Origin of the sequence: Listeria costaricensis (assembly GCF_900183385.1) — a bacterium.
Classification (GTDB): Bacteria; Bacillota; Bacilli; order Lactobacillales; family Listeriaceae; genus Listeria; species Listeria costaricensis.
This window is the reverse complement of record NZ_FXUT01000015.1, coordinates 22,691-43,239: the sequence shown is the minus strand read 5'-3', so window position 1 is coordinate 43,239 and position 20,549 is coordinate 22,691. Positions and strand designations below refer to the sequence as shown.

Sequence of the window (20,549 nt, the reverse complement as noted above, 5' to 3'; positions counted from 1 at the left end):
TTTACTTTTATACCGTTTATTTATTGATCAGATCAAGCGCCTGACCCAAAACTTTTTCGCCGTTCATTGTTCCGTATGCTGCCATGTCAATTACATCCACTGGCATACGTCCATCGGCAAGTTTTTCAATGGAGTCTTTTTGATAGCGAACTTGTGGGCCGAGAAGCACCACATCTGCGTCATTGATTACATTATTAATTTCAGAAACAGAGTAAGCGTTGATATTACACTCTTCGCCTTTCGCTGTTGCTGCCTGCTGCATTTTTGTAACTAATAGGCTAGTAGACATTCCTGCTGCGCAAACCAAAACGATATTTTTCATGTCAAATCTTCCTTTCCAACAAAGGGAATATATTTTGTACCTTACCTTCTTCATTATACGCATTTTCCGCTTATTTAACAAGTAAACGTTTACCAAACAGACTGATAAGTATGAACCTTAACAAATTTTTAAAATTTACTAAAAATAGATTGCGCTTTTCCTTAAAACAAGCGATAATAGACAATAACTTTTTACTAAAACAGGAGTGAGTTTGTGGAATGAAAGTAATTAAATTCGGCGGCAGTTCACTTGCTTCAAGTGTGCAGCTTCATAAAGTTTTTGATGTAGTGAAAAGCGACAAAGACCGCAAAATCATTGTTGTTTCAGCGCCCGGAAAACGGTTCAAGGAGGATACCAAGGTAACGGATCTTTTGATTGATTGTGCTGCCAAGGCGCTGCTCGGGGAAAGTACGGATGCCCTATTCCAGACGATTATTGAGCGTTATTCCGGAATCGCACAGGATATGGGGATGGAGCTCTCGATCATTCAGGAAATCGAACACAATCTCCATCAAATTTTACAGTCAGATAAGTCAGATCCTGATCAGTTTATGGATTTGATGAAGGCGAGCGGTGAGGATAATAATGCCAAACTTGTCGCGGCTTTCTTCCGTTTTAAGGGGATGGATGCGGAGTATGTGAATCCGTTCGATGCTGGGCTGTTTGTCACGGATGAACATGCGAGTGCACGCGTTTTACCGGAATCTTATGATAACCTCTTTGCCTTGCGTGAGCGAAAGGGATTGGTTATTTTTCCTGGCTTCTTTGGTTATACCAAGGCCGGTGAAATTCGTACGTTTTCTCGGAGCGGCTCAGATATTACAGGAGCCATCGTGGCGAATGGTGTTCAGGCGGAGCTGTATGAAAATTTCACCGATGTGGATGCCGTTTTCGCGGTCAACCCGGCGATTGTGAAAAATCCGTGCAAGGTAGATGAGCTGACTTATCGGGAAATGCGGGAACTTTCCTATGCTGGCTTTTCGGTGTTTCATGATGAAGCGCTTGTTCCGGCTTTTCGGGCTGGGATTCCTGTACATATCAAAAACACCAATAATCCAGACGGTTCAGGAACTCGTGTCATTCGTGAACGCGATGCTTCAAATGGTCCGGTCGTTGGGATCGCCAGTGACGACGGTTTTTGCAGCATCTATATCAGCAAATATTTAATGAACCGTGAGCTTGGTTTCGGACGGCGAATTTTGCAGATTTTAGAGGAGGCAGAACTTTCCTATGAGCATATGCCTTCTGGGATTGACGACTTGACGATTATTTTACGCGAAAATCAGCTTGACGCAAAGAAAGAACGCCACGTCATCGAGCGGTTGAAGCATGAAGTGGATGCCGATCAAGTGGTTGTCGAGCATGGCATCTCGCTACTCATGGTGGTCGGTGAAGCCATGCGGCACAATGTCGGCACGACTTATCGGGCCTCGAGAGCCTTATCGAATGCTGGTGTCAATATTGAAATGATCAATCAGGGCTCGTCGGAAGTGAGCATCATGTTTGGTGTCAAAAAGGAACAGGAGCATCAGGCGGTAAGAGCGCTCTACCATGAATTTTTCAGCTCGGTGCCTGTTTCCTGATAGAAAAAAGCGCTTGTCTTCGCCTAATAAGCTGAGACTAGCGCTTTTTTATGCGTAACATTCAACCAGAAAGGCGATTTTACTTGCTTGATCGCAAAAATGAAAATGGCGCCATTTCTTCTGGCTTGCAAAAGACTTGCTTTATGTCTGGATATAGCTGTTGTTCTTTTCAAAAAAACGGCTCGTATGATAGTGCACCGCCAAAAGGTAGACCTGAAAATCCATCTTTTTGGGAGCGCTAATTTCCCAGCCGCTTTCTTATTTAATCTAAAATATTGATTTTTTCAATGATGACGTCATTGACTGGTTTGTCTTGTGCGCCAGTTGGGACATTTGCAATGTTGTCCACGATGTCAAGGCCTTCGACAACATGACCGAAAACCGTATGACGACCGTCAAGCCATGGTGTGCCGCCTTCTTTGTAGGCTTCAATGATTTCTGCTGGGAAACCTACCGCTTGCATTTGTTCCAGCATATCTTCTGGCATATCTGGCTTTTGGACGATGAAAAATTGGCTGCCGTTTGTGTTCGGGCCAGCATTGGCCATTGAAAGCGCACCGCGAAGATTGAATGCATAGCGAGAAAACTCATCTTCAAATGGGCCGCCCCAGATGCTTTCGCCGCCTGTTCCAAGACCGTCTGGATCGCCGCCTTGAATCATAAATTCAGGAATGACACGGTGGAAAATCAAACCGTCATAGTAGCCATTTTTGGCATGTGTCACAAAGTTTTCGACCGTTTTCGGGGCGATTTCTGGGAATAATTTTAATTTGATTGTTCCGCGGTTTGTGACCATTTCAGCTGAAATTTCGTTTTCAGCAATTTCTTTTGATAATTGAGGATAGTTCATGTATTGATAGCTCCTTTGATTAGATTTAGCTGCCGAACCAGATGATGAGCAGATTGATGAATACGGCAACAAGATACATTACTAGTATAACAGCCAATGTCCAAATCACAATTTTTTTAATCATGTTTTCTCCTTTTCACGCATGGCTTTTCGGCTTGCTCTTTTTTATTCTATAATGAATGGACTGCTTTTTGAAATAAAATGAACTTTATAAGGCAGCCCTATTTCCAGTTCTGACATCGTTTATTCTCATCGTTTGACAACGGGCATTATCTGTAAAATTTTATTTTTTGATTGCCCTCTAGCAAAAATATAGGCGTTTTCTTCCTATTTAACATTCGTCCTCAAACCTTGCCCGCCATTTATAAAGTTAAGCTGTCTATCTTTTTTTCATGGAAAAAAGTGTGCTATAATAAATTTGTGCTTTCTTTTTCAAGCATTTTTTTATCAAAGAAAAGAAATGTAAGTACTTGCTTGCTTTTTGAATGTTGTTTTGCTTATTTCAGCCATTAGATTGGACTTCTTTCGGCTGGTTAGATAGATAAAATTAAAAGGAGGAGCCGATTTGTCTTTACTGCATGTTGCTATTTTGCTGCCATTTTTTGCGGCACTTTTGATTCCGCTCGTTTATAAGTGGACCAAAAAAATTCATACAGGTTGGCTGGTGCTGCCGATTCCTGTCTTGCTTTTCATTTATTTCTGCAGTTTTATTCCCAAAACGATGCACCAGTCGACAACTGCCACAATGCCCTGGATTCCAAGCTTCGGGATTAATTTTACAGTCGTTGTGGACGGTCTGAGTCTGCTCTTTGCCCTCCTCATCACGGGGATCGGGTCGCTGGTCGTTTTCTATTCGATCTATTATCTGGGTAAAAAAACGGAGCGGCTGAATAATTTTTATGCGTTTCTGATGATTTTTATGTCGGCCATGCTGGGGGTTGTGCTCAGTGACAACTTGATTGTGCTCTACCTATTTTGGGAAATGACGTCGATCAGTTCATTCCTTTTGATTGGTTACTGGTATCATCGGGAGCGGTCGCGTTATGGGGCCAGAAAGTCGATGATGATCACGGTGTTTGGCGGTTTGATGATGCTCGGCGGCTTTATTCTGCTGCACATCATGACGGACAGCTTTTCTGTTCGGGAAATCATTGCCAGCGGGCCGGCGATTGCGGGGAATCCGCTTTTTGTCCCTGCGATGATTTTCATTTTGCTCGGTGCATTTACCAAATCAGCTCAGGTGCCGTTCCACGTTTGGCTGCCTGATGCGATGGAAGCTCCGACTCCTGTCAGCGCCTATCTGCATTCGGCTACGATGGTTAAGGCGGGGATTTATATTGTCGCCCGTTTTACGCCACTTTTCGCTGTATCCGAGGTCTGGTTTTGGACGGTCTCGATTGTGGGGATTGTTACGCTGCTTTGGGGCTCCATCAATGCAACCAAGAAGAATGACTTGAAAGCCATTTTGGCCTACTCGACGATTAGCCAGCTTGGTTTGATTATGTCCCTGCTCGGGGTCGGGGCGCTCAGTCTGCATTTTGGCAACGAGGAATTTTATGCAGCAGCGATTGTGGCGGCTGTGTTCCACTTGTTCAACCATGCGACTTTCAAAGGAAGTTTGTTTATGATGGTCGGGATCGTCGACCATGAAACGGGGACGCGCGACATTCGGCGTCTTGGCGGGTTAATGCGAATCATGCCGATTACTGCTACGATCGCTTTTATCGGGACGTTCGCGATGGCTGGTCTGCCGCCGTTTAACGGTTTCTTGAGTAAAGAGATGTTCTTTGAAAGCATGACGGATATTGTGCACATGAATCTTTGGAATGCCGACACTTGGGGCGTTCTACTTCCGGTGATTGCTTGGATTGCCAGCGTGTTTACATTTGTCTACAGTATGATTATTTTCTTCAAAACCTTTACGGGTAAAAATAAGCCTTACTTGCTGCCGAAAAAACCACATGAAGCACCGCTCGGACTGCTTCTTCCACCTTGCATTCTGGCCTTTCTGGTCGTTCTAATCGGGATTTTTCCGAATCTGATTGCCGCGCCGATTTTAGAGCCGGCTGTTAAAGCGATCGTTCCAACACTGGGAGCGGCGGACAGCGATTTTTCCATTCATATCAGTCTATGGCATGGCATCACGCCGGCACTATTAATGACGATTGGTGTGGTCATCGTTGGGACCCTGCTTTACAAGACGAATCGCTACTGGAAGCCTTGGATTACGACGCGCGTGCCGAAGAAGCTGCGAATTGGCCGTGCTTATGATGCGAGTATGTTTTATTTGGAACAGGGCTCATACCGGACGACGATGTGGATCATGACTGGCTGGCTGCGGACTTATTTGAACTACATGCTGACGGCTTTTATTATTTTGATTATCGGCACCATGTTTATAACGGATGCCTTTAATTTTAACTTTAGTGCCATGACACCGGTAACGGCGGTTGATTTTGTTTTAGCGGCGGTCATTCTGGTGACTTTGATCGGAACGGTTTTTTCCAAATCGCGTATCACTTCGATCATTTTACTCGGAGCCATGGGTTATACGGTGAGTATTTTCTTCATTATTTCGCGGGCGCCGGATCTGGCGCTGACGCAGCTCGTGATCGAGACGATTTCTGTTGTGCTTTATCTGCTGGTCTTTTATCATCTGCCGCAATTCAGTAATATTGAGGAAAAGCCGAAATGGTTCTCGGTCAAAACGATTTTAAGTATCGGGGTCGGCGTGACAGTGACGCTCATTGCGCTTTCTGCATTTGATACGACTTTCTATGATTCGATTTCGCAGTACTATTTAGACAATGCCTATAAAGAAGCGGGCGGAAAAAATGTTGTCAATGTGATTCTGGTTGACTTCCGGGGCTTTGATACACTGTTTGAAACGGCGGTTCTGGCAATTGCTTCCATTGGCATTTATGCGATGATTAAATTACGTTTAACAAAGAGGAGGGAAAAAGATGAAAACCAATGACGTCTTGCTGAGAAATGTCACAAAAGTTGTGGCGTTCATCATTTTCTTGTTCTCGCTTCATTTATTTCTTGCGGGACACTATAATCCCGGCGGCGGCTTTGTGGCTGGGCTTACGAGTGCCGGTGCGATTACGCTGATGTTTCTTGCTTATGATACAAAAACAGTCAAAAGCATGCTCAATATCAATACGATCATGCTGACGGGGATCGGACTTCTGTTTGCACTTGGAACGGGGCTGATTGGGATTCTGACGGGAGATGCATTTTTGACGCATAAGTATACACATATCGACTTGCCCATCCTTGGTGATGTCTCCCTTCACACGGCCACTCTGTTTGATCTAGGTGTCTATCTGGTCGTCGTTGGTGTGACACTGACCATCATTCAATCGATTGGGGAGAGTGACTAATGGAACTTTTAATGTCGATCCTCATCGGTTTAATGTTTGCTGCTGCTGTCTATTTAATTTTATCGAAAAGTTTGCTTCGGATCATTATCGGCACGGCCATTTTAAGCCACGGTGTCAACTTGCTCGTTTTGACAATGGGCGGCTTGAAGCGCGGCGAGGCACCCATCTTAGGTTTAAAGGTGACCACTGCCTACAATGACCCGATTCCGCAAGCCTTAATTTTAACAGCCATTGTGATTGGCTTTGGTGTAACGGCCTTCTTCCTAGTACTGGCTTACCGGGCTTATCAGGAACTGGATAGTGAAAGTGTATCGAAAACGAGAGGACATGAAGCCGATGACGAATAACCTTGTACTGATGCCGATTTTGATTCCGTTTTTCGGTGCAATTTTACTGATGATTTTACCAAAACGGATCTATCTCCAGCGAACTGTTGCACTGATTTTCAGTATTCTGCTGTTTCTGGCCTCCCTATTTCTAGTCTTTTATGTACACAAAAATGGGATTATGACGCTGAATATCGGCAACTGGGACGCACCTTTTGGGATTACCATGGTTGGCGATATGCTGGCCCTTCTCCTAGTGACGACTTCCAGTATTGTCCTGAACTGCGTGGTCATTTATTCCTTCTATACGATCGGAAAGCCGCGTGAAAAGTTCCTCTACTATGCGGTAATCCTATTTATGATGGTCGGTGTGAACGGCTCGTTTTTGACGGGTGATATTTTCAACCTGTTTGTTTTCTTCGAGGTCATGCTGATGTCGTCATACGTACTGCTTGTAATCGGTGGGACGAAAATCCAACTGAAAGCCACCATCAAATATCTTCTGATCAATGTTGTGGGCTCTGCATTTTTTGTTGTGGCGATCGCCCTGCTCTATTCAATGATTGGCACTCTGAACATGGCGGATATTTCCCAAAAGATTGCGGCGCTTGATGGTAGCGGCAACTACGGCATGATCAGCGTCGTCGCCGTGATGTTCCTGTTTGTGTTCGGACTCAAGGCCGGGCTGTTTCCGCTCTACTTCTGGCTGCCAGGTTCCTATTTTGCACCGCCAATCCCCATTCTGGCACTATTCGGCGGACTGCTGACAAAAGTTGGCGTCTATGCCATCATGCGAACCTACTCGCTGTTTTTCTATCAGCTGTCCGATTTTGTTCTGCCGCTGCTCGGGATTTTGGCGATCATCACGATCATTCTGGGTGTAATTGGCGCAATGAGCTACTATGATTTAAAAACGATTGTGATTTATAATATTTTGATTGCCATCGGGGTCATCCTGTTCAGCGTCTCGCTTATGTCACGTGAAGCAATGACTGGTGCGGTTTTCTATCTAATCCATGATATGATTATCAAGGCGGCGCTTTTCCTAATTGTGGGTGTCGTCATGGCGATTACCGGCTATTCCAGTGTCAAGAAATTCAGCGGGCTCATGACCGTCAAACCGTCGCTCGGCTGGGCTTTCTTCATTGCAATTCTGGGGCTTTCCGGAATTCCACCGCTTAGTGGCTTCTTCGGGAAACTGCTGATTGTCGAGGGCTCATTTTCGGCGGGAATGATCGTTGGCGGCGTGATCGTCCTTCTGTCGAGCCTGTTTGTCCTAATGTCGCTGATCAAAGTGTTCACACGTGGCTTCTGGGGCGGCAAGCAGGGGAATTTCAATCTAAAAATCCCTTACCGGAAAATGATGCTGCCCGTTGTCATTTTGTTATCGATTTCAATATTATACGGCGTTTGCTCGGAGCTGATGCTGCCTTATATTTCACAGGCGGTTGACTCTTTGATTGATCCGAGTATCTATATCAACGCCGTCTTTAAGGAGTGATGGTTCATGGCTTTTCAACTGATAATCAATTTGATTCTTGCCTGCTTGTGGATGTTCCTTGAATCATCCTTCACCTTTGGCACCTTTTTTGTTGGGTTTTTCATTGGCGTTATTCTGCTGTTTTTCATGCGGCGCTTTCTGGGCACGACATTTTACGTGTTCCGACTGCTGGCACTTGTCAAACTGCTCTACAACTTTCTGCACGATTTGATTGTTTCGACGATTCATGTCAGCCGGATTGTTTTGAAAAAGGATATGAATATTCGGCCGGGTATTTTCCGTTATGATACGATGCTTGAGACGGATTGGGAGGTCACAATGCTGGCACTGATGATCACACTGACGCCGGGGACGCTTTCCATTACGATTTCTGATGATTACAAAGCCATCTATGTTCACTCGCTGCATGTGCCGAATATTGAAGAGGAAATCGCCACGATCCGGAATTCTTATGAAGGGGCGATCATGGAGGTGTTCCACGGATGATTTTAAAAATTGCACTTTCAATTGGGCTGCTGCTTTACTCGATTTCGATTTTTCTTTATCTCTATCGCATTTTGAAAGGACCGACCACTTCGGATAAAGTTGTCGCGCTGGACTCGATTGGTATGAATCTGGTCGCCATTGTCGCTCTGCTTTCCATGTTTTATGATACGAATGCCTATTTGGATGTTATTTTGTTAATCGCACTGCTGGCTTTTATCGGGACGGTTTCATTTGCCAAATTCATTGAGAAAGGGAAGGTGATCGAACGTGAACGTGATAATTGAGATTATTATTTCTGTCATGATCATAATCAGCGGACTGCTCAGCATTTTGTCGGCAGTTGGTGTGATTCGCCTTCCAGACGTTTACACAAGAACGCATGCGGCCGGAATCAGCAATACGTTTGGCGTCAGTTTGTTGCTTTTTGCAACGGTCGGCTATTTTTTCCATTCAGGGGAAGGTTTTAATGCGCGGGTATTGCTGGCGATTCTGTTCATCTTTTTGACAACGCCGGTCGCCTCCCATCTGATCAACCGGGCCGCTTATGATACGGGCGTTCCCCTTGCGATTCGGATTCGTGACCAGTTGCGTTCCGTCAAAAAAGACGATATCAAGCAGCGGAAGAATTTGATCATTCGTCAAGAGCAGATCGAAAAAGCGCGGCAGGAGAAGGAAGCGCTGGAAGATCGGCTGGACTGGGAATTACGCGCAGAAGAGATCGATGCTTACGAGGAGCAGGAGGACGCTGAACGCGAACGGGAGGAACAGACGATTGAAGAACAGTCCGATGATTCCGAGCATGAGATTATTGAGCAGGACGAGTCGGAAGAGAAATGAGTTCGTTTTAGACATAATAAAGAGAGAATCCATCATCAAGCAATGGGCATTGTAAGAAATGCTTTCGATTGCTTGATGACGGATTCTCTTTATTTGGCTTATTATTCGATCATCTCGATTAGTAGTTGGAAAAAATAAGTCAATGCGAAGTTCATGTTGCCAGCCATTACTGGTAGTGTGATCATTGGCTGGACCGTCTCTGTAAAATGAACCTCACTGATACCTAGCGCATTAGAACGTTTTTGCAGCAATTGATACATGTTTTTCTTTTGCTTAGCTGCGTCATTTTCTCTAAAAAAGTACATAATGAAGGCATCTTGAGGAAGTGCTTTTTCAGCAGCTTCAATCGCTTCATTTCCTAAAAAGGACGTCACAATGTAATTCTTCTGTAAAAACATCCGTTGAATCTCGGAAAATTGCTGCGGCTCCATGTCATACGCCAAAAAATAAAGCTGCTTCTGTTGCCCGACCATATTTACTAGCGCTTGCCCCTGCTCTGTTTTCAGTTCATTTTCAACTGCAATCATGGCATTTTCGTAAATACTTCTAAATGGCAGCCGGTTCCTATTTCCTTCGTATAGTTTACTGCTGGCTTGTGCGGTTTTAGCCATCATTTTTAATTCATTAAATGAGCTTACACCAATCTTCCGGCAAAAACGTGTGATAGTTGGATCCGAAACATCTACTTGCTTGGCCATCTCCGAAATGGTGAGGGCTGGCACCCGCTCCATATTATTTAGAATAAAGTCAGCAATAATCGTTTCTCTTTTGGTAAAAGTAGCTCTTTTTTGCTCGACAAGGGTCAGAAAGTTCCTAAGTGGTAAATTGCTTTCTTGCAGTAAGAAATTCCGAACGGCACCCACTAAACGTGTTTTCTTCAATGTGTCTGCGATTTCCAGCCGAATATTCTTGCGGAAATTAGGGAGCAGTTTATTGGCTAAGGCCTGACTGAAGCGCGGTTGAAAGAACGAACGGTTATTTTTAACCTCTCCGCCAATCACAATCAATTCTGGATTAAGTATATAAACAATCGTTGCTAGCGCTTGGGCAATAACATCTACAAAAGCATCCACTGCTTCTACATAAACGGTCTCCCCCTGCTCATATTTGCTTACAATATCAGCCACTGTGACAGATTTAAGCGGCAAGTTCAGTTGTTCGGCAATTTGTGTCTGCAAGGCGTGCATGGAACCCAAATCTTCCAAATAGTGCTGCTTGATGGGCAGATAGCCAATCTCACCCGCGCTAAAACTATGTCCGGCATACAGCTTATTATCAATGATATAACTGCCACCAACGCCTGTTCCAATAGACAAATAAAACAGACTTTGAACATCTTTTGCTACGCCCAGCCAAGATTCTGCCAAAGCCGATGCATTGACATCATTTTGAACTTCCACAGGTATATGAGTCTCTGCTTCAATCAAGCTTTTTAATTTAACTCCCGTATAATCAGAAATATGTTCAGATGCGTAAAGAATTTCGCCACGATTCGCATCTACTTGGCCGGCTGTACTAATTGTAAGCCCCGAAATTCCCCGCGCATGATATTCTTTGGCGATGCGGATAATCGTCGTGACAATTTCCGGACCAGTTAGGCGGTTGTTGTATTCGATCACTGAGCTTTCAACAACGCTGCCCATTTCCGTAACAATACCAAAAGCAATATAGGTGCTTTCAATACTAAATGACAAAAACTCCCGCATCCGCTCATTCCATCCTTTACGATTAATGAAGCATAAAATGATAAACGGCGCCAATCATCCCTGCTTCATTTTTTATTTTTGAAAAGGTCACGGTGACATCTTGAACAAAGCTTGTCAATAATTCATTCTTGATATGCTTTTCCAAAACCGGCTGCAAATATTCCCGCTGTGCAGAAATACCGCCTCCAATCACGATCATTTCCGGGTTTAGCAAGTAACAAACTGCGGAAATTCCTTTACTCAAATGATACATCATTTCATCAATCGCATCAATACAAACCTGATTCCCCGATTTAGCCAGTTCAAAAATTTTTTCGCTTGTTAATTCGTCCATCTCAGTTGACGTTATTTTCTCTCGAACGTTTTCAATTAGTACGCGCGGTGTCGCCAAATCTTCAAACTTTTCATTTCCTATGCGCAAATAGCCGATCTCTCCTGCCCGGTAATGGGCGCCATGTTGCAGCTGCCCTCCCGCAACATAACCGCCGCCTATTCCAGTCCCCAGTGTCAGGCAGAAAATCGTCTCTTTTCCTTTCGCTTCCCCAAGCCACATTTCAGCAAGCGCCGCACAATTGGCATCATTTTCAACCTCTACAGGCAGATGAAAATAGGACTCCAGCTCTCTTTTCAGATTGATCCCTTTAAAGTTGGGAATTAATTCCGAAGCATGTATAATTTCGCCTGTTTTAACGTCTACTTGTCCGGCTGTACTGATGGCAATCCCTGTCACCTGCTCATCTATTAGCCGATCACCAATCTCTTTCAGCAACCGAACAATGCCGTTTCCGCCCTCTTTTGAAGGGGTCTCTTCCTGTCCCTTGCTAATCACCTGCCCCACAGAGCTGATGATGCCGTATTTAATAAATGTTCCCCCTATATCGAATGCTAGTATTTGGGACATTCCAGTTCCTCCTTCTGCTCTTTCTCAAAGTAAATATGGATGGTTTTGATGCAAAACGGAGCAAAGCTGAACGATAACTCCTGAGCCCCCTCCACATTTTCAATGATTTTTTTATTCAAATTCACTACTGTCGCCTGCTTAACCGGCCACTTAAACTGGAATGATTCTTTCACATGTTTATTTTGCGGGTTGAAATAGCGCAGCTCCATTACATTTTCATCAACCATTTTAGCACTTGAAAAAACGGTATTTTGTGTCAGCTGAGCATATATTTTCGTTTCATCTCGCGAGACATCTGCCTGCTGAAACACAGGCTGAACCCGCCATTTCTTGCTTTCATTCAAATCTATTTCTGGCATACCTAGTTGCAGACTGTATTCAAAAGTATAGGTTCCTAGGCACTGGGCTCCTGGAGCTTCAAATCCCGGTCCTGCCCCGTTGCCGCGCGTACGCAGATCTCGCCTTGATAGCCAGCCCACACTGCGTAAAAAGGTCACCTGCAAATAATCCTGCTCCTCACGTGCAATCTGATATTCCTGCAAGCCGCGATGTGTAAATTGGAAACCATTCACCCAAATGGTAGATTGCGTTGGATGTTGCTGCACACGGACTTCTTTATTCTTATCTGCGTCATACTGAGCTTGTGAATCCGTCTTTCGTTTGATAATATCGAATGCTGTATCTGCCAAGCTGTCATCTGCCTGACCGACGCCGAAACGCAAGACGATTTTTTGATCCTTTGCACGATTGGTGACGGTCGTTTTAAATTGAATCCGTCTGCTTCCTTTTACGAGTCGAATAGATGAGCGAATTTCTGTGACTGCTTTTTCGGTGCTGCCTGTTGTTCTTTCTTTATTTAGCTCTTTCGGTGTGTTCAATTCATAGTGAACGACTAATTCCTGATGTGTATCGCCAACAAATTGGCAGGAAACCTTGCTGATTTTGGCATCACTGATGACATCTTCTAGTGGCGGAGAATAGTTATAGCTGTCACCAACATCTAGACTGGCCCGAAACTCATTGATATTTCGATATATCTGGTTAGACTCTTTATCTAGCACAACAATTCCATCTAGATCGGCGGTTATTTTGAGATAGTCATTTTCAATACTGTTCTTTTTATCTGTCGCTGCAAACAAGGCCAAGGGTTTATCACTCTGCTGGTATTGATACCGTTTCGTTTCAATCCCTTCCGAAAACGCCAATAAAGCGACTCGGTAAGCGACAACCTGGTGATACTGCGGCTCATTATAGACATTTCTAAAAAGACGCTCCTCTTCTTTTCGCTCGAGCACATCATACAGAGCGCTTTGTCCTTTGGCATCTGTGAGAAGAATGTTGCCTGTATCATCCTGTACGGGCACGATAACTTCTATTTCAGTTAAAACAGAGGTGGCAAAAGGCAAAACATGCGTCAAATATAAAAATGGATTGGCGGCTAATGTAGCCCCGTATTTATAAGGAAACTGCTGTTGTAACGTGCTCTTTAAATATTGATCGATCGCTGAAAGAACCTTGACACTGCGCCCTTCCATCTCATTATGCACCTCATCGATGCTACAGCCGCAAATACTATCGTGCGGTTGATTTTTTAACAGCGTCTTCCAAATATAGCGCCGGAATTGCTCGTTTAGTGCTGTATCGCGCGCAAAGAGTGAAAATGTATCCAAATAATGGATTGCCCAATCTTCACAGCGCTGATTTTGCTCTTTCAGGTATAGGCGTGTGGACAACACATTCGGCAGAAGAAAAATTTTCTCATTTTCTCTTCGCTCACCGTAAATAGTATCGGCAAATGGCGCTTGGCTTATTTCATCTACAAAAGTCGACATGTTGCCCTCTATGATGGTCAGTTCAGGATGGTCGGCCTGAATCGTCTTTATTTTTGCAGCCATTTGATCGATTATAATGCTATGATCTGCGCCATTCATCAACAGCAGTGTGCCATTTTTGACTCGCTCGCGGTGTTTTTCAATAAAGGTGGTTACTTGCTCAGCAAAATTATCTGCATTTAGATAGGTTTGGTAATAGCCTTCAAATAGTGGCAAAACGATTGTCTTGACCGCCGAACCATCTGGACTCTGCCAGTTATTTTCATAAGCTTCTGCATCACAGCCCCGCCAAATTAGCGCATGTTCGATCTCAAAGCCTGCTAGTATTTGTGGCATTTGGCTGACATGGCCGAAAGTATCAGGCAAATAGCCGATATTATGCGCAGAGCCTAGCTGTTTAGCCGTATCCGTGCCAAATTCTAAATTTTTTATGAGTGATTCACCGGAAACTAAAAATTCGTCCGCCAATAAATACCACGGACCAACTTCTATTTTTTTATTTTGAATTAGCTGAACCAGCCTTTGATAATCCTCTTCATTCGCAATTTCACGATAGTCCTCCAGCACGACTGTCTGCCCATCCAAGAAAAAATAGGCTAGCTCACCGTTTTGGATTTTCCGAGCAACGCCATCCATTCCATGACGTAGCTTATAACGAAAGCTTTCAAATGACTCATACCATTCCCGATCCCAATGTGTATGCGTCATGATGATCATTTTTTCCACATCAACGCCTCCTATCTTTCCGTGTAGATTTCTTTCAGACATAGGGCTTTCAGTGCCTTGCCATCAATCTGATTGAGCGGTATATTTGTTTCTTTACTATATTTGCACGCATAAGCCGCAGCCACGCCCATATTCTGGCAGGTGAATTGAATTCGGACGGAAGATTGGACTTTGAAGGTTGTCGAAATATGTCGACCAGCTGCAATATAATTTTTCACTTCATGACTGACTAAGCAGCGGTACGGGATTTCATAATATTCCCCTGGATCATATTTCACCTTAAAGTGTTCTTTTTCTACTTCGAGGTCATCCGTATGCACATCTACATACCAGTCAGCACGTGCAATCCCATCATCAAATTTGCGCCGGGCAATGTAATCTGCCTCATCCAGTACATATTGACCAACAATTCGGCAAGACTCTCGAACACCAAGCATTCTCGCTTCCTGCGCAATGTAGGCCTGTTCAAATCCTGGAATATGTTTTTTCAAAAATTGAAACAGACGTCTTTGCATGGCACGGCCTGTACTGACATATTGGCTAAAGCCTAGCGGGTCTGTTACCGCATGGTCATTAGGTAGTTGCGGTCCGTTGAATGACATGACACCGGGTTTGGCAGGAATACTGAATGCTTGAACATAACGAATGTCTGCTGCCGTTAACTCACCGTTTTTACGTCCAGCTTCAAAAATTTCGAGCAGATTCCCGCAAGCTGGGTTGTTCGGCACGTGAACAAATTCAAAAAATTGATCGTTCAAACAGTCATTGAATGTATAGGCTTCATTTTTGCACCAGTTGCGCAACGTTGAAATGTCAATGCCACCAATCTCAAAGCGGAAAGAAACAGCCTGATTTTTCCCGTCTGTCTCATTGCCAGAGCGCGTCGGAATTCCTGCAGCTTTTGCCAATGCGGCATCTCCCGAGCAGTCGATAAAGTGGCGTCCTTTTACTCGGCATGGCTGATTTGCGGCTAGCAGTGTGACCTCGACGATAGAGCCTTCTTTTATCTGCGCCTCTGTGAGTGTGGCATCGTATAGAATCGTTCCGCCGCAATCAAGAATCTCTTTCTCCATGACATACTTGACTGTTTCTGGATTGAACCAAACGACTGGCGAATCTTTTGTTAACTTTTTCCCTTCATAGGCTTCTAGCAGTGCTTTGATATGCTTGGTCAAATGTGTATTTTCAACATAGGTTGGCATCATTGGCGTAACTAGAGCATTGGTCATCGTTCCGCCTAGTGCCAGTGTTTTTTCAATAATGATTACTGAAAGTCCCTGCTTTAAAGCTTCAAGGGCTGCCATGGCTCCTGCTGTCCCACCGCCAACAACGACCACATCATATATTTGCTCGATTTTACTCATAGCCATTATCCTTTCTTCTCAAAGCGAGAATATCGTTTTTACATACTGCTCACTATCCTGTTTTCGTGCCAATAGCGCCGCGTAATCAAAGGCTCTGGGATGAACATCTACTTTTGCAAATTTCATTGAAAACCGGTAGCAGGCAATTTCCGAAAGCATCTCCATTCGTTTCCTTTTCATGAGCCAGCTAGACCGTAATACGGGCTGCACAACCTTGGAGACATCTGCCCCATTTTCATATTCCAGCAGATGGAAAAATTCATGAGCCGCATGCAATTGCTCAATTTGTTCCCTTGTAATCATCGGAAGAAACTGCTTGGTTAGCTGACTGATTTCATCTATGGAATCTTGATAGATGAGAATCTTTTTTTCTTTTTTAGTAATAGAGATCATCGCCCGTTTATAGGCTGAACTGGTGGTGCCATCATTCTTTACTACCGTATAAGTGCAAGCCAATTTCTTGAGCATTTTCGCGATATTTTGATTGCTATATGTCGCATAAATTTTATCTGTATAGGCATAAACACGTGCAAGCAGCTCTTGCGGCGATTCTTCTAAATAGGGAAAGGCTCGATCCGACTTTAATAAATCAAGGTCAAACGCTTCCTGCATATCGTCTGCAAAAAGCGTTTGAATCAGTTGACCATTCATTATTTTTTCTCTCCGACAAGTATCAGCTCATCATCAGGTTTCAAAAATTCCGTGTCCAGCTGCAAAAGGCTCTTGAGCTGCTCGTAGTCATGCAGTCCTGAATAATCGTGCATGCGGCTTGGTGTAAACACATAGATCGCCGGAATGGTCTGACCTGCATCGGAATAAGAAGACAGTTCTTCTACAATTTTGCTTAATTTTTCTTCTAAGCGCTCTTTTGTCGTCCAGTAAACGGTTCCTCCGATACGTCGCAGAACCACGACCCCTTCATTGTCGCTGATGGCTGTGATATTTTTTTTCTGTTTCAACAGGCCGAAAAACTTGGTCGTGGTTTGCACGCCGCGAAAAGCCGAATAGCGCCCAACTTTTTTGACAGCTTCTACCTCGCCGATTTCTAATTGAACAGAATGGGCAACATTGGCATGCAGTTGTTCATCTGTCAAAAATACTTTTTTCATGTCCTTGGCTTTAAACTCATTCGCACCGGTAGCAGTGGCAATGAGTTTATTCTGCTGTTCATCCACCTCAATGGTGACCTCTATCGTCTCTTCCTTCGCTCCCGATTCCATGATTTTATTAATAATATCATGGCGCAGCTTGCGAATATCGTCATTCGTTGGATGAATAACTGAGCGCTCCATTTGTTCACGCACCATGGCCATTGCCACACCAATCGTGGAAATATATGGCGCATTTTCAGCAATTTTAAAGTTGACCGACTGCCGCTCTGCCAAATATCCCGTCAGAACGGAGGCTGAACCGCCACCTCCGATCAACGTTAAAAAGCTTTCTTCTAATTCATATTCTTCAATCATCGGTTTTACTGTCGCCCATACTTTATCAGAAGCAATATCCATCACTTTTCGTGCCACTTCTTCCACAGTACTTTGACAGTAAGCCGCCAGTGTCTCCCATGCTAGTCGATTCATTTCGGCACAGCTGTATGCATAGTCTTTTTCTGGAATATAGCCCAATATATTCGCTGCTCCTGCCAGTGTGTACGCATATTGAACACCGCCCGCCTCAAAAACGGCATAATCATCTGGATCGCCTTCAAGCGGTCGAATTAACTTCACTGATGGATTTGTTGCTTGAGCGGCATCACTTGCAAAGCACTCATATTCAAAGCCGCCCAAGTGAGCCGACCTTGGCCCAACATCCACAAGGTCGCCATTTTTTATGCGAATCATGGACCCGCCGGCAATCCCCAACGTGCGAATATCCAGCGATTTCAAATAGGTTTTATGACCGCCGACGCGTGCATTTTTAATCATGACCTTCCCGTCTTTAATGACCGAAATATCAATGGAGGTGCCGCCAATTTCAAAGAATATCCCTTCCGTTACCTTGCCATACATTAGTGCCCCTGCAACTCCGGCAGCAAGTCCGGAAAGCATGGTCAAAATCGGCCGTTTGCGGACCTCCTTAATCGACATTACGCCGCCGTCTGCACGCATGATCATCAGTTCACTTTTAATCCCGATTTCCTTGACTACTTTTTCCGTCATATCGGCGGTTGCCATCATTTTGGGAATCAGGGAGGCATTGATCACTGCGGTTGCTGTGCGCACTTTTAATCCATACAGCTCACTGACTTCGTGCCCCGCCGTTGCAAAAAAGCCCGCTTCCTGGCACCACTTCACTGCCTGAATTTCATTCTTCGGATCATTGATGCCGTACGCCTGCGAAACGACGATCACTTCAGCACCATTTTCTTTCAAATATTCCAGCCCTTGCATCACAGTTTCCTTAGAAAAATGACTCAGTTCAATATAATGATTAACCACCTGCAAGTAGCGACCTGGAGCGAGTTCAATATCCTTTATCTTTAATTCACTTTGCGCCATTCGAGATTCGCCAATACCAATAACACCTACTTTGGCCACATCGCCTTCAAGTAAGGCATTCGTCGCTTGAGTAGTTCCATGAGCAATAAAAACGACATCATCAGGACAAATATTTTGCTCGTTAAGGATTTGAGTAATCAGCTCAATAATTCCTTTTGCAACGCCTTCTTCCGCTGTATGCGTCGTAGGGGTTTTGGCTTTGGCCAGTACTTCTCCTGTTTCATTATCAATGACTACAGCATCCGTAAAAGTACCGCCGACATCGATCCCGATTCTCACTTTTCTACTCATTTTGTTCCCTCCGTTTATGATTTCACTCTAGCAAATCGGTTAGGTTAGGCAACCAGATCGATCTGCAAAATAAATGCTGCGTAACATAGTATGACAAAGGTGATAATGATCCCCAGTAAGAATGTTTTCTTTGTAATCTCATTCGGATCAATTTTTAAAAAGTTGGCAATCCAAATATTTTGTGAGTTCGTTGGATCACCGAAGCCTTGCATATTACCAGTTGCCCGTAGTGCCCAAATAATGGCTAATGGCGAGAAACCTGCTGATGCAAAAATAGTTGGCAATGCGCCGCCGATACCAAATGTATTAAGTGGTCCACGATAAAGCACAAGTGGTGTCGCAATGGTGAAGCCGATCACATAGGTTAATGGATTTTGCAAGTAAGAAACAAGTAGTTGAATAAATGGTGTGATAATCATACTGACTGAGAAGAATTGGAAACCTTTGATCAAAATTCCCAAGCCGATCAAAAGCACGATGGCACCCGCAACATCTTGAGTTCCTTCAATGAAAGAAGAAGTCAGCTGATTGATTTTCCCAGGCATTCTAGAAGCGAATAGCAAGTATAAAATCCCTAGCATAATCGCTACTTCAGCAGGAACCGTCATTTTCATAAAGGTACTGATAACAACGATGAGTACTGGAATAACAGGTGTAATGAGCAGATACCAAGGAACATTTTTATTTGGCCCTTGTTCACCCTGCGCTTTTGCCCATGTCTTAGTAAAAACGAGTTTTCGAGAACAGAAGATAATATAAATAACAGAAATAACTAATACGATTAGAAAAAGAACGATCGACATTTGCGAAATTTCATTGAATGCAGCATTATAATCATCACCCATTGCAGGGGACAAAATTGCGGCGAAAGTAGCAAAGTTGGCTGGATTAATGAGCCCACCACACGAGAGCCCTAGCAGAACGATCGTCCCGGATAGTACCTCGCCAAGCCCCACACTGACCATAATTGGCAAAGCAATCGTACCAACCAGAATAACAGCACCCAGACCACCGATTGCTGAAAAAATGATGACTGTTGCAAAAAAGAATACTAACGCAATGACAAGTGGCCGATCTCCCGCCAGCTCAGCAGCTTTTTGAATGAGCGATTCAACAACTCCACTTTTCATCAGCAATCTTGCAAAGGCTGCCCCGAAAATTGCCGCCACGACTGCACTGGCCATCATCTTGGCACCTTCCATGATGACACCGTTCAAAATACCGGATTGAATAATATCTTGCCCCGCCTCATCAACGCCCGTCGTCATATCAAACAAACCGGCCATTGGTAAAGAACCGACCGAAGCAATAAGTGCCGTCAAGATCCCCATTACTGGTAAAGCAACCAATGTAGGACATTTTTTCTTGATCATCAATACAACAAAAAATACATTGACCAAAACAATAAGAGCAACTCGGACTTCTGGCAAACTGATTGTCAAACTTTCTAGATCGATTGGAAACATAGCTTTTTTTCTCCTCCTAAATTTGTAATCGTTTTCTTTTACAGGTAAATTATATGCTAGATTTTCGATTTTGTAAATGATTTTCTTTATTAAATTTTTAAAATGTAAATTTAAAACATATATTACATAAAGCTGCCGTTTGGATAGACCGAATGACGCCTATCGCATTCATTTGTGTGCATGACAAAAAAGCAGCGAACAGATGGAACCATTTTAAGAAATGGCTTCTTACTTCTGTTTGCTGCTTTATATTGAAATTGTACACATGTAAAACGAACTATTTTGTCTCATTTGGCTGTGTTGTAAATTGTAGTTTTTACTTTTATAATAGAATTTAAGTTTAATAACAACTTCAACCTATAGAAACCTGAAGATCTTGTACAGCGTTCCCATTGGAGTAAGCCATATGCCCACAACTTCGTGAATCATAAGGACTGCCCCGCTACATCGTTGCTCAGCTGAGTCGCATGCGTT

At 43.9% G+C, this 20,549-nt stretch carries 17 protein-coding genes; 8 read left to right on the top strand and 9 right to left on the bottom strand.

Going from position 1 to position 20,549, the window contains the following annotated elements; all coding sequences use genetic code 11:
- Positions 1–16 precede the first annotated feature (16 nt).
- Positions 17–322 carry a PTS sugar transporter subunit IIB gene (locus CS921_RS12125; RefSeq protein WP_099224244.1) on the bottom strand — a complete coding sequence of 102 codons (306 nt, stop codon included), beginning with the start codon at positions 320–322 and terminating at the stop codon, positions 17–19.
- A gap of 218 nt (positions 323–540) precedes the next feature.
- Here CS921_RS12125 and CS921_RS12120 point away from each other — a divergent pair, with 218 nt between their 5' ends.
- Complete coding sequence (locus CS921_RS12120; protein ID WP_099224242.1) at positions 541–1,905, top strand: aspartate kinase; 1,365 nt, start codon at positions 541–543, stop codon at positions 1,903–1,905.
- 262 nt (positions 1,906–2,167) lie between these two features.
- Here the strand turns inward: CS921_RS12120 and CS921_RS12110 are convergent, their stop codons facing one another.
- Positions 2,168–2,755 (bottom strand): peptidylprolyl isomerase, encoded by a 588-nt coding sequence (locus CS921_RS12110; RefSeq protein WP_099224238.1) that lies wholly within the window; start codon positions 2,753–2,755, stop codon positions 2,168–2,170.
- 565 nt (positions 2,756–3,320) lie between these two features.
- Here CS921_RS12110 and CS921_RS12105 point away from each other — a divergent pair.
- Genes CS921_RS12105 through mnhG form a run of 7 tightly spaced genes read left to right on the top strand, consistent with a single transcriptional unit; the run spans position 3,321 to position 9,291 of the window.
- Entirely contained in the window at positions 3,321–5,732 is a 2,412-nt protein-coding gene (locus CS921_RS12105; protein WP_099224236.1) for a Na+/H+ antiporter subunit A, read from the top strand.
- The gene (locus CS921_RS12100) at positions 5,719–6,141 is read left to right on the top strand and encodes a Na(+)/H(+) antiporter subunit B (RefSeq protein ID WP_099224234.1); all 423 of its coding nucleotides are present in this window, start codon (positions 5,719–5,721) and stop codon (positions 6,139–6,141) included. Before CS921_RS12105 ends, CS921_RS12100 begins: the two co-directional genes overlap by 14 nt.
- On the top strand, positions 6,141–6,488 hold the full coding sequence (locus tag CS921_RS12095; protein WP_099224232.1) for a Na(+)/H(+) antiporter subunit C: 348 nt from the start codon (positions 6,141–6,143) through the stop codon (positions 6,486–6,488). The genes CS921_RS12100 and CS921_RS12095 overlap by 1 nt, the downstream gene beginning before the upstream one ends.
- Positions 6,478–7,968 carry a Na+/H+ antiporter subunit D gene (locus CS921_RS12090; protein ID WP_099224230.1) on the top strand — a complete coding sequence of 497 codons (1,491 nt, stop codon included), beginning with the start codon at positions 6,478–6,480 and terminating at the stop codon, positions 7,966–7,968. Before CS921_RS12095 ends, CS921_RS12090 begins: the two co-directional genes overlap by 11 nt.
- A 6-nt stretch (positions 7,969–7,974) precedes the next feature.
- Positions 7,975–8,454 (top strand): Na+/H+ antiporter subunit E, encoded by a 480-nt coding sequence (locus CS921_RS12085; protein ID WP_099224228.1) that lies wholly within the window; start codon positions 7,975–7,977, stop codon positions 8,452–8,454.
- Positions 8,451–8,738: a Na(+)/H(+) antiporter subunit F1 gene (locus CS921_RS12080; protein WP_099224226.1), complete on the top strand. Its 288-nt coding sequence runs from the start codon at positions 8,451–8,453 to the stop codon at positions 8,736–8,738. Before CS921_RS12085 ends, CS921_RS12080 begins: the two co-directional genes overlap by 4 nt.
- Positions 8,722–9,291 (top strand): monovalent cation/H(+) antiporter subunit G, encoded by a 570-nt coding sequence (mnhG, locus tag CS921_RS12075; RefSeq protein ID WP_099224224.1) that lies wholly within the window; start codon positions 8,722–8,724, stop codon positions 9,289–9,291. The genes CS921_RS12080 and mnhG overlap by 17 nt, the downstream gene beginning before the upstream one ends.
- Before the next feature lie 101 nt (positions 9,292–9,392).
- Here the strand turns inward: mnhG and CS921_RS12070 are convergent, their stop codons facing one another.
- From CS921_RS12070 to CS921_RS12040, 7 genes are read right to left on the bottom strand one after another with little or no spacing between them, the layout of a single operon-like run.
- Positions 9,393–10,997, bottom strand: coding sequence for an ROK family protein (locus CS921_RS12070; RefSeq protein WP_099224222.1), 1,605 nt, complete (start codon positions 10,995–10,997; stop codon positions 9,393–9,395).
- Positions 10,998–11,019: 22 nt separating this feature from the next.
- The gene (locus CS921_RS12065) at positions 11,020–11,898 is read right to left on the bottom strand and encodes an ROK family protein (protein WP_099224220.1); all 879 of its coding nucleotides are present in this window, start codon (positions 11,896–11,898) and stop codon (positions 11,020–11,022) included.
- Positions 11,883–14,447, bottom strand: coding sequence for a glycoside hydrolase family 38 N-terminal domain-containing protein (locus tag CS921_RS12060; protein WP_240422359.1), 2,565 nt, complete (start codon positions 14,445–14,447; stop codon positions 11,883–11,885). The genes CS921_RS12065 and CS921_RS12060 overlap by 16 nt, the downstream gene beginning before the upstream one ends.
- 20 nt (positions 14,448–14,467) lie before the next feature.
- Positions 14,468–15,826: an FAD-dependent oxidoreductase gene (locus CS921_RS12055; protein WP_099224216.1), complete on the bottom strand. Its 1,359-nt coding sequence runs from the start codon at positions 15,824–15,826 to the stop codon at positions 14,468–14,470.
- Between the two features lie 12 nt (positions 15,827–15,838).
- Positions 15,839–16,471 (bottom strand): hypothetical protein, encoded by a 633-nt coding sequence (locus CS921_RS12050; RefSeq protein ID WP_099224214.1) that lies wholly within the window; start codon positions 16,469–16,471, stop codon positions 15,839–15,841.
- The gene (locus CS921_RS12045; RefSeq protein WP_099224212.1) at positions 16,471–18,609 is read right to left on the bottom strand and encodes a hydantoinase/oxoprolinase family protein; all 2,139 of its coding nucleotides are present in this window, start codon (positions 18,607–18,609) and stop codon (positions 16,471–16,473) included. Before CS921_RS12045 ends, CS921_RS12050 begins: the two co-directional genes overlap by 1 nt.
- A 44-nt stretch (positions 18,610–18,653) precedes the next feature.
- Positions 18,654–20,075: a transporter permease gene (locus CS921_RS12040; protein ID WP_099224210.1), complete on the bottom strand. Its 1,422-nt coding sequence runs from the start codon at positions 20,073–20,075 to the stop codon at positions 18,654–18,656.
- Between the last annotated feature and the right edge of the window lie 474 nt (positions 20,076–20,549).

Excerpts from the sequence above, each read along its gene's own strand:
- CS921_RS12125 (WP_099224244.1), bottom strand. The coding sequence starts at position 322 with ATGAAAAATATCGTTTTGGTTTGCGCAGCAGGAATGTCTACTAGCCTA.
- CS921_RS12120 (WP_099224242.1), top strand. The coding sequence starts at position 541 with ATGAAAGTAATTAAATTCGGCGGCAGTTCACTTGCTTCAAGTGTGCAG.
- CS921_RS12110 (WP_099224238.1), bottom strand. The coding sequence starts at position 2,755 with ATGAACTATCCTCAATTATCAAAAGAAATTGCTGAAAACGAAATTTCA.
- CS921_RS12100 (WP_099224234.1), top strand. The coding sequence starts at position 5,719 with ATGAAAACCAATGACGTCTTGCTGAGAAATGTCACAAAAGTTGTGGCG.
- CS921_RS12095 (WP_099224232.1), top strand. The coding sequence starts at position 6,141 with ATGGAACTTTTAATGTCGATCCTCATCGGTTTAATGTTTGCTGCTGCT.
- CS921_RS12090 (WP_099224230.1), top strand. The coding sequence starts at position 6,478 with ATGACGAATAACCTTGTACTGATGCCGATTTTGATTCCGTTTTTCGGT.
- CS921_RS12085 (WP_099224228.1), top strand. The coding sequence starts at position 7,975 with ATGGCTTTTCAACTGATAATCAATTTGATTCTTGCCTGCTTGTGGATG.
- CS921_RS12080 (WP_099224226.1), top strand. The coding sequence starts at position 8,451 with ATGATTTTAAAAATTGCACTTTCAATTGGGCTGCTGCTTTACTCGATT.
- CS921_RS12070 (WP_099224222.1), bottom strand. The coding sequence starts at position 10,997 with ATGCGGGAGTTTTTGTCATTTAGTATTGAAAGCACCTATATTGCTTTT.
- CS921_RS12065 (WP_099224220.1), bottom strand. The coding sequence starts at position 11,898 with ATGTCCCAAATACTAGCATTCGATATAGGGGGAACATTTATTAAATAC.
- CS921_RS12060 (WP_240422359.1), bottom strand. The coding sequence starts at position 14,447 with ATGATCATCATGACGCATACACATTGGGATCGGGAATGGTATGAGTCA.
- CS921_RS12055 (WP_099224216.1), bottom strand. The coding sequence starts at position 15,826 with ATGGCTATGAGTAAAATCGAGCAAATATATGATGTGGTCGTTGTTGGC.
- CS921_RS12050 (WP_099224214.1), bottom strand. The coding sequence starts at position 16,471 with ATGAATGGTCAACTGATTCAAACGCTTTTTGCAGACGATATGCAGGAA.
- CS921_RS12045 (WP_099224212.1), bottom strand. The coding sequence starts at position 18,609 with ATGAGTAGAAAAGTGAGAATCGGGATCGATGTCGGCGGTACTTTTACG.
- CS921_RS12040 (WP_099224210.1), bottom strand. The coding sequence starts at position 20,075 with ATGTTTCCAATCGATCTAGAAAGTTTGACAATCAGTTTGCCAGAAGTC.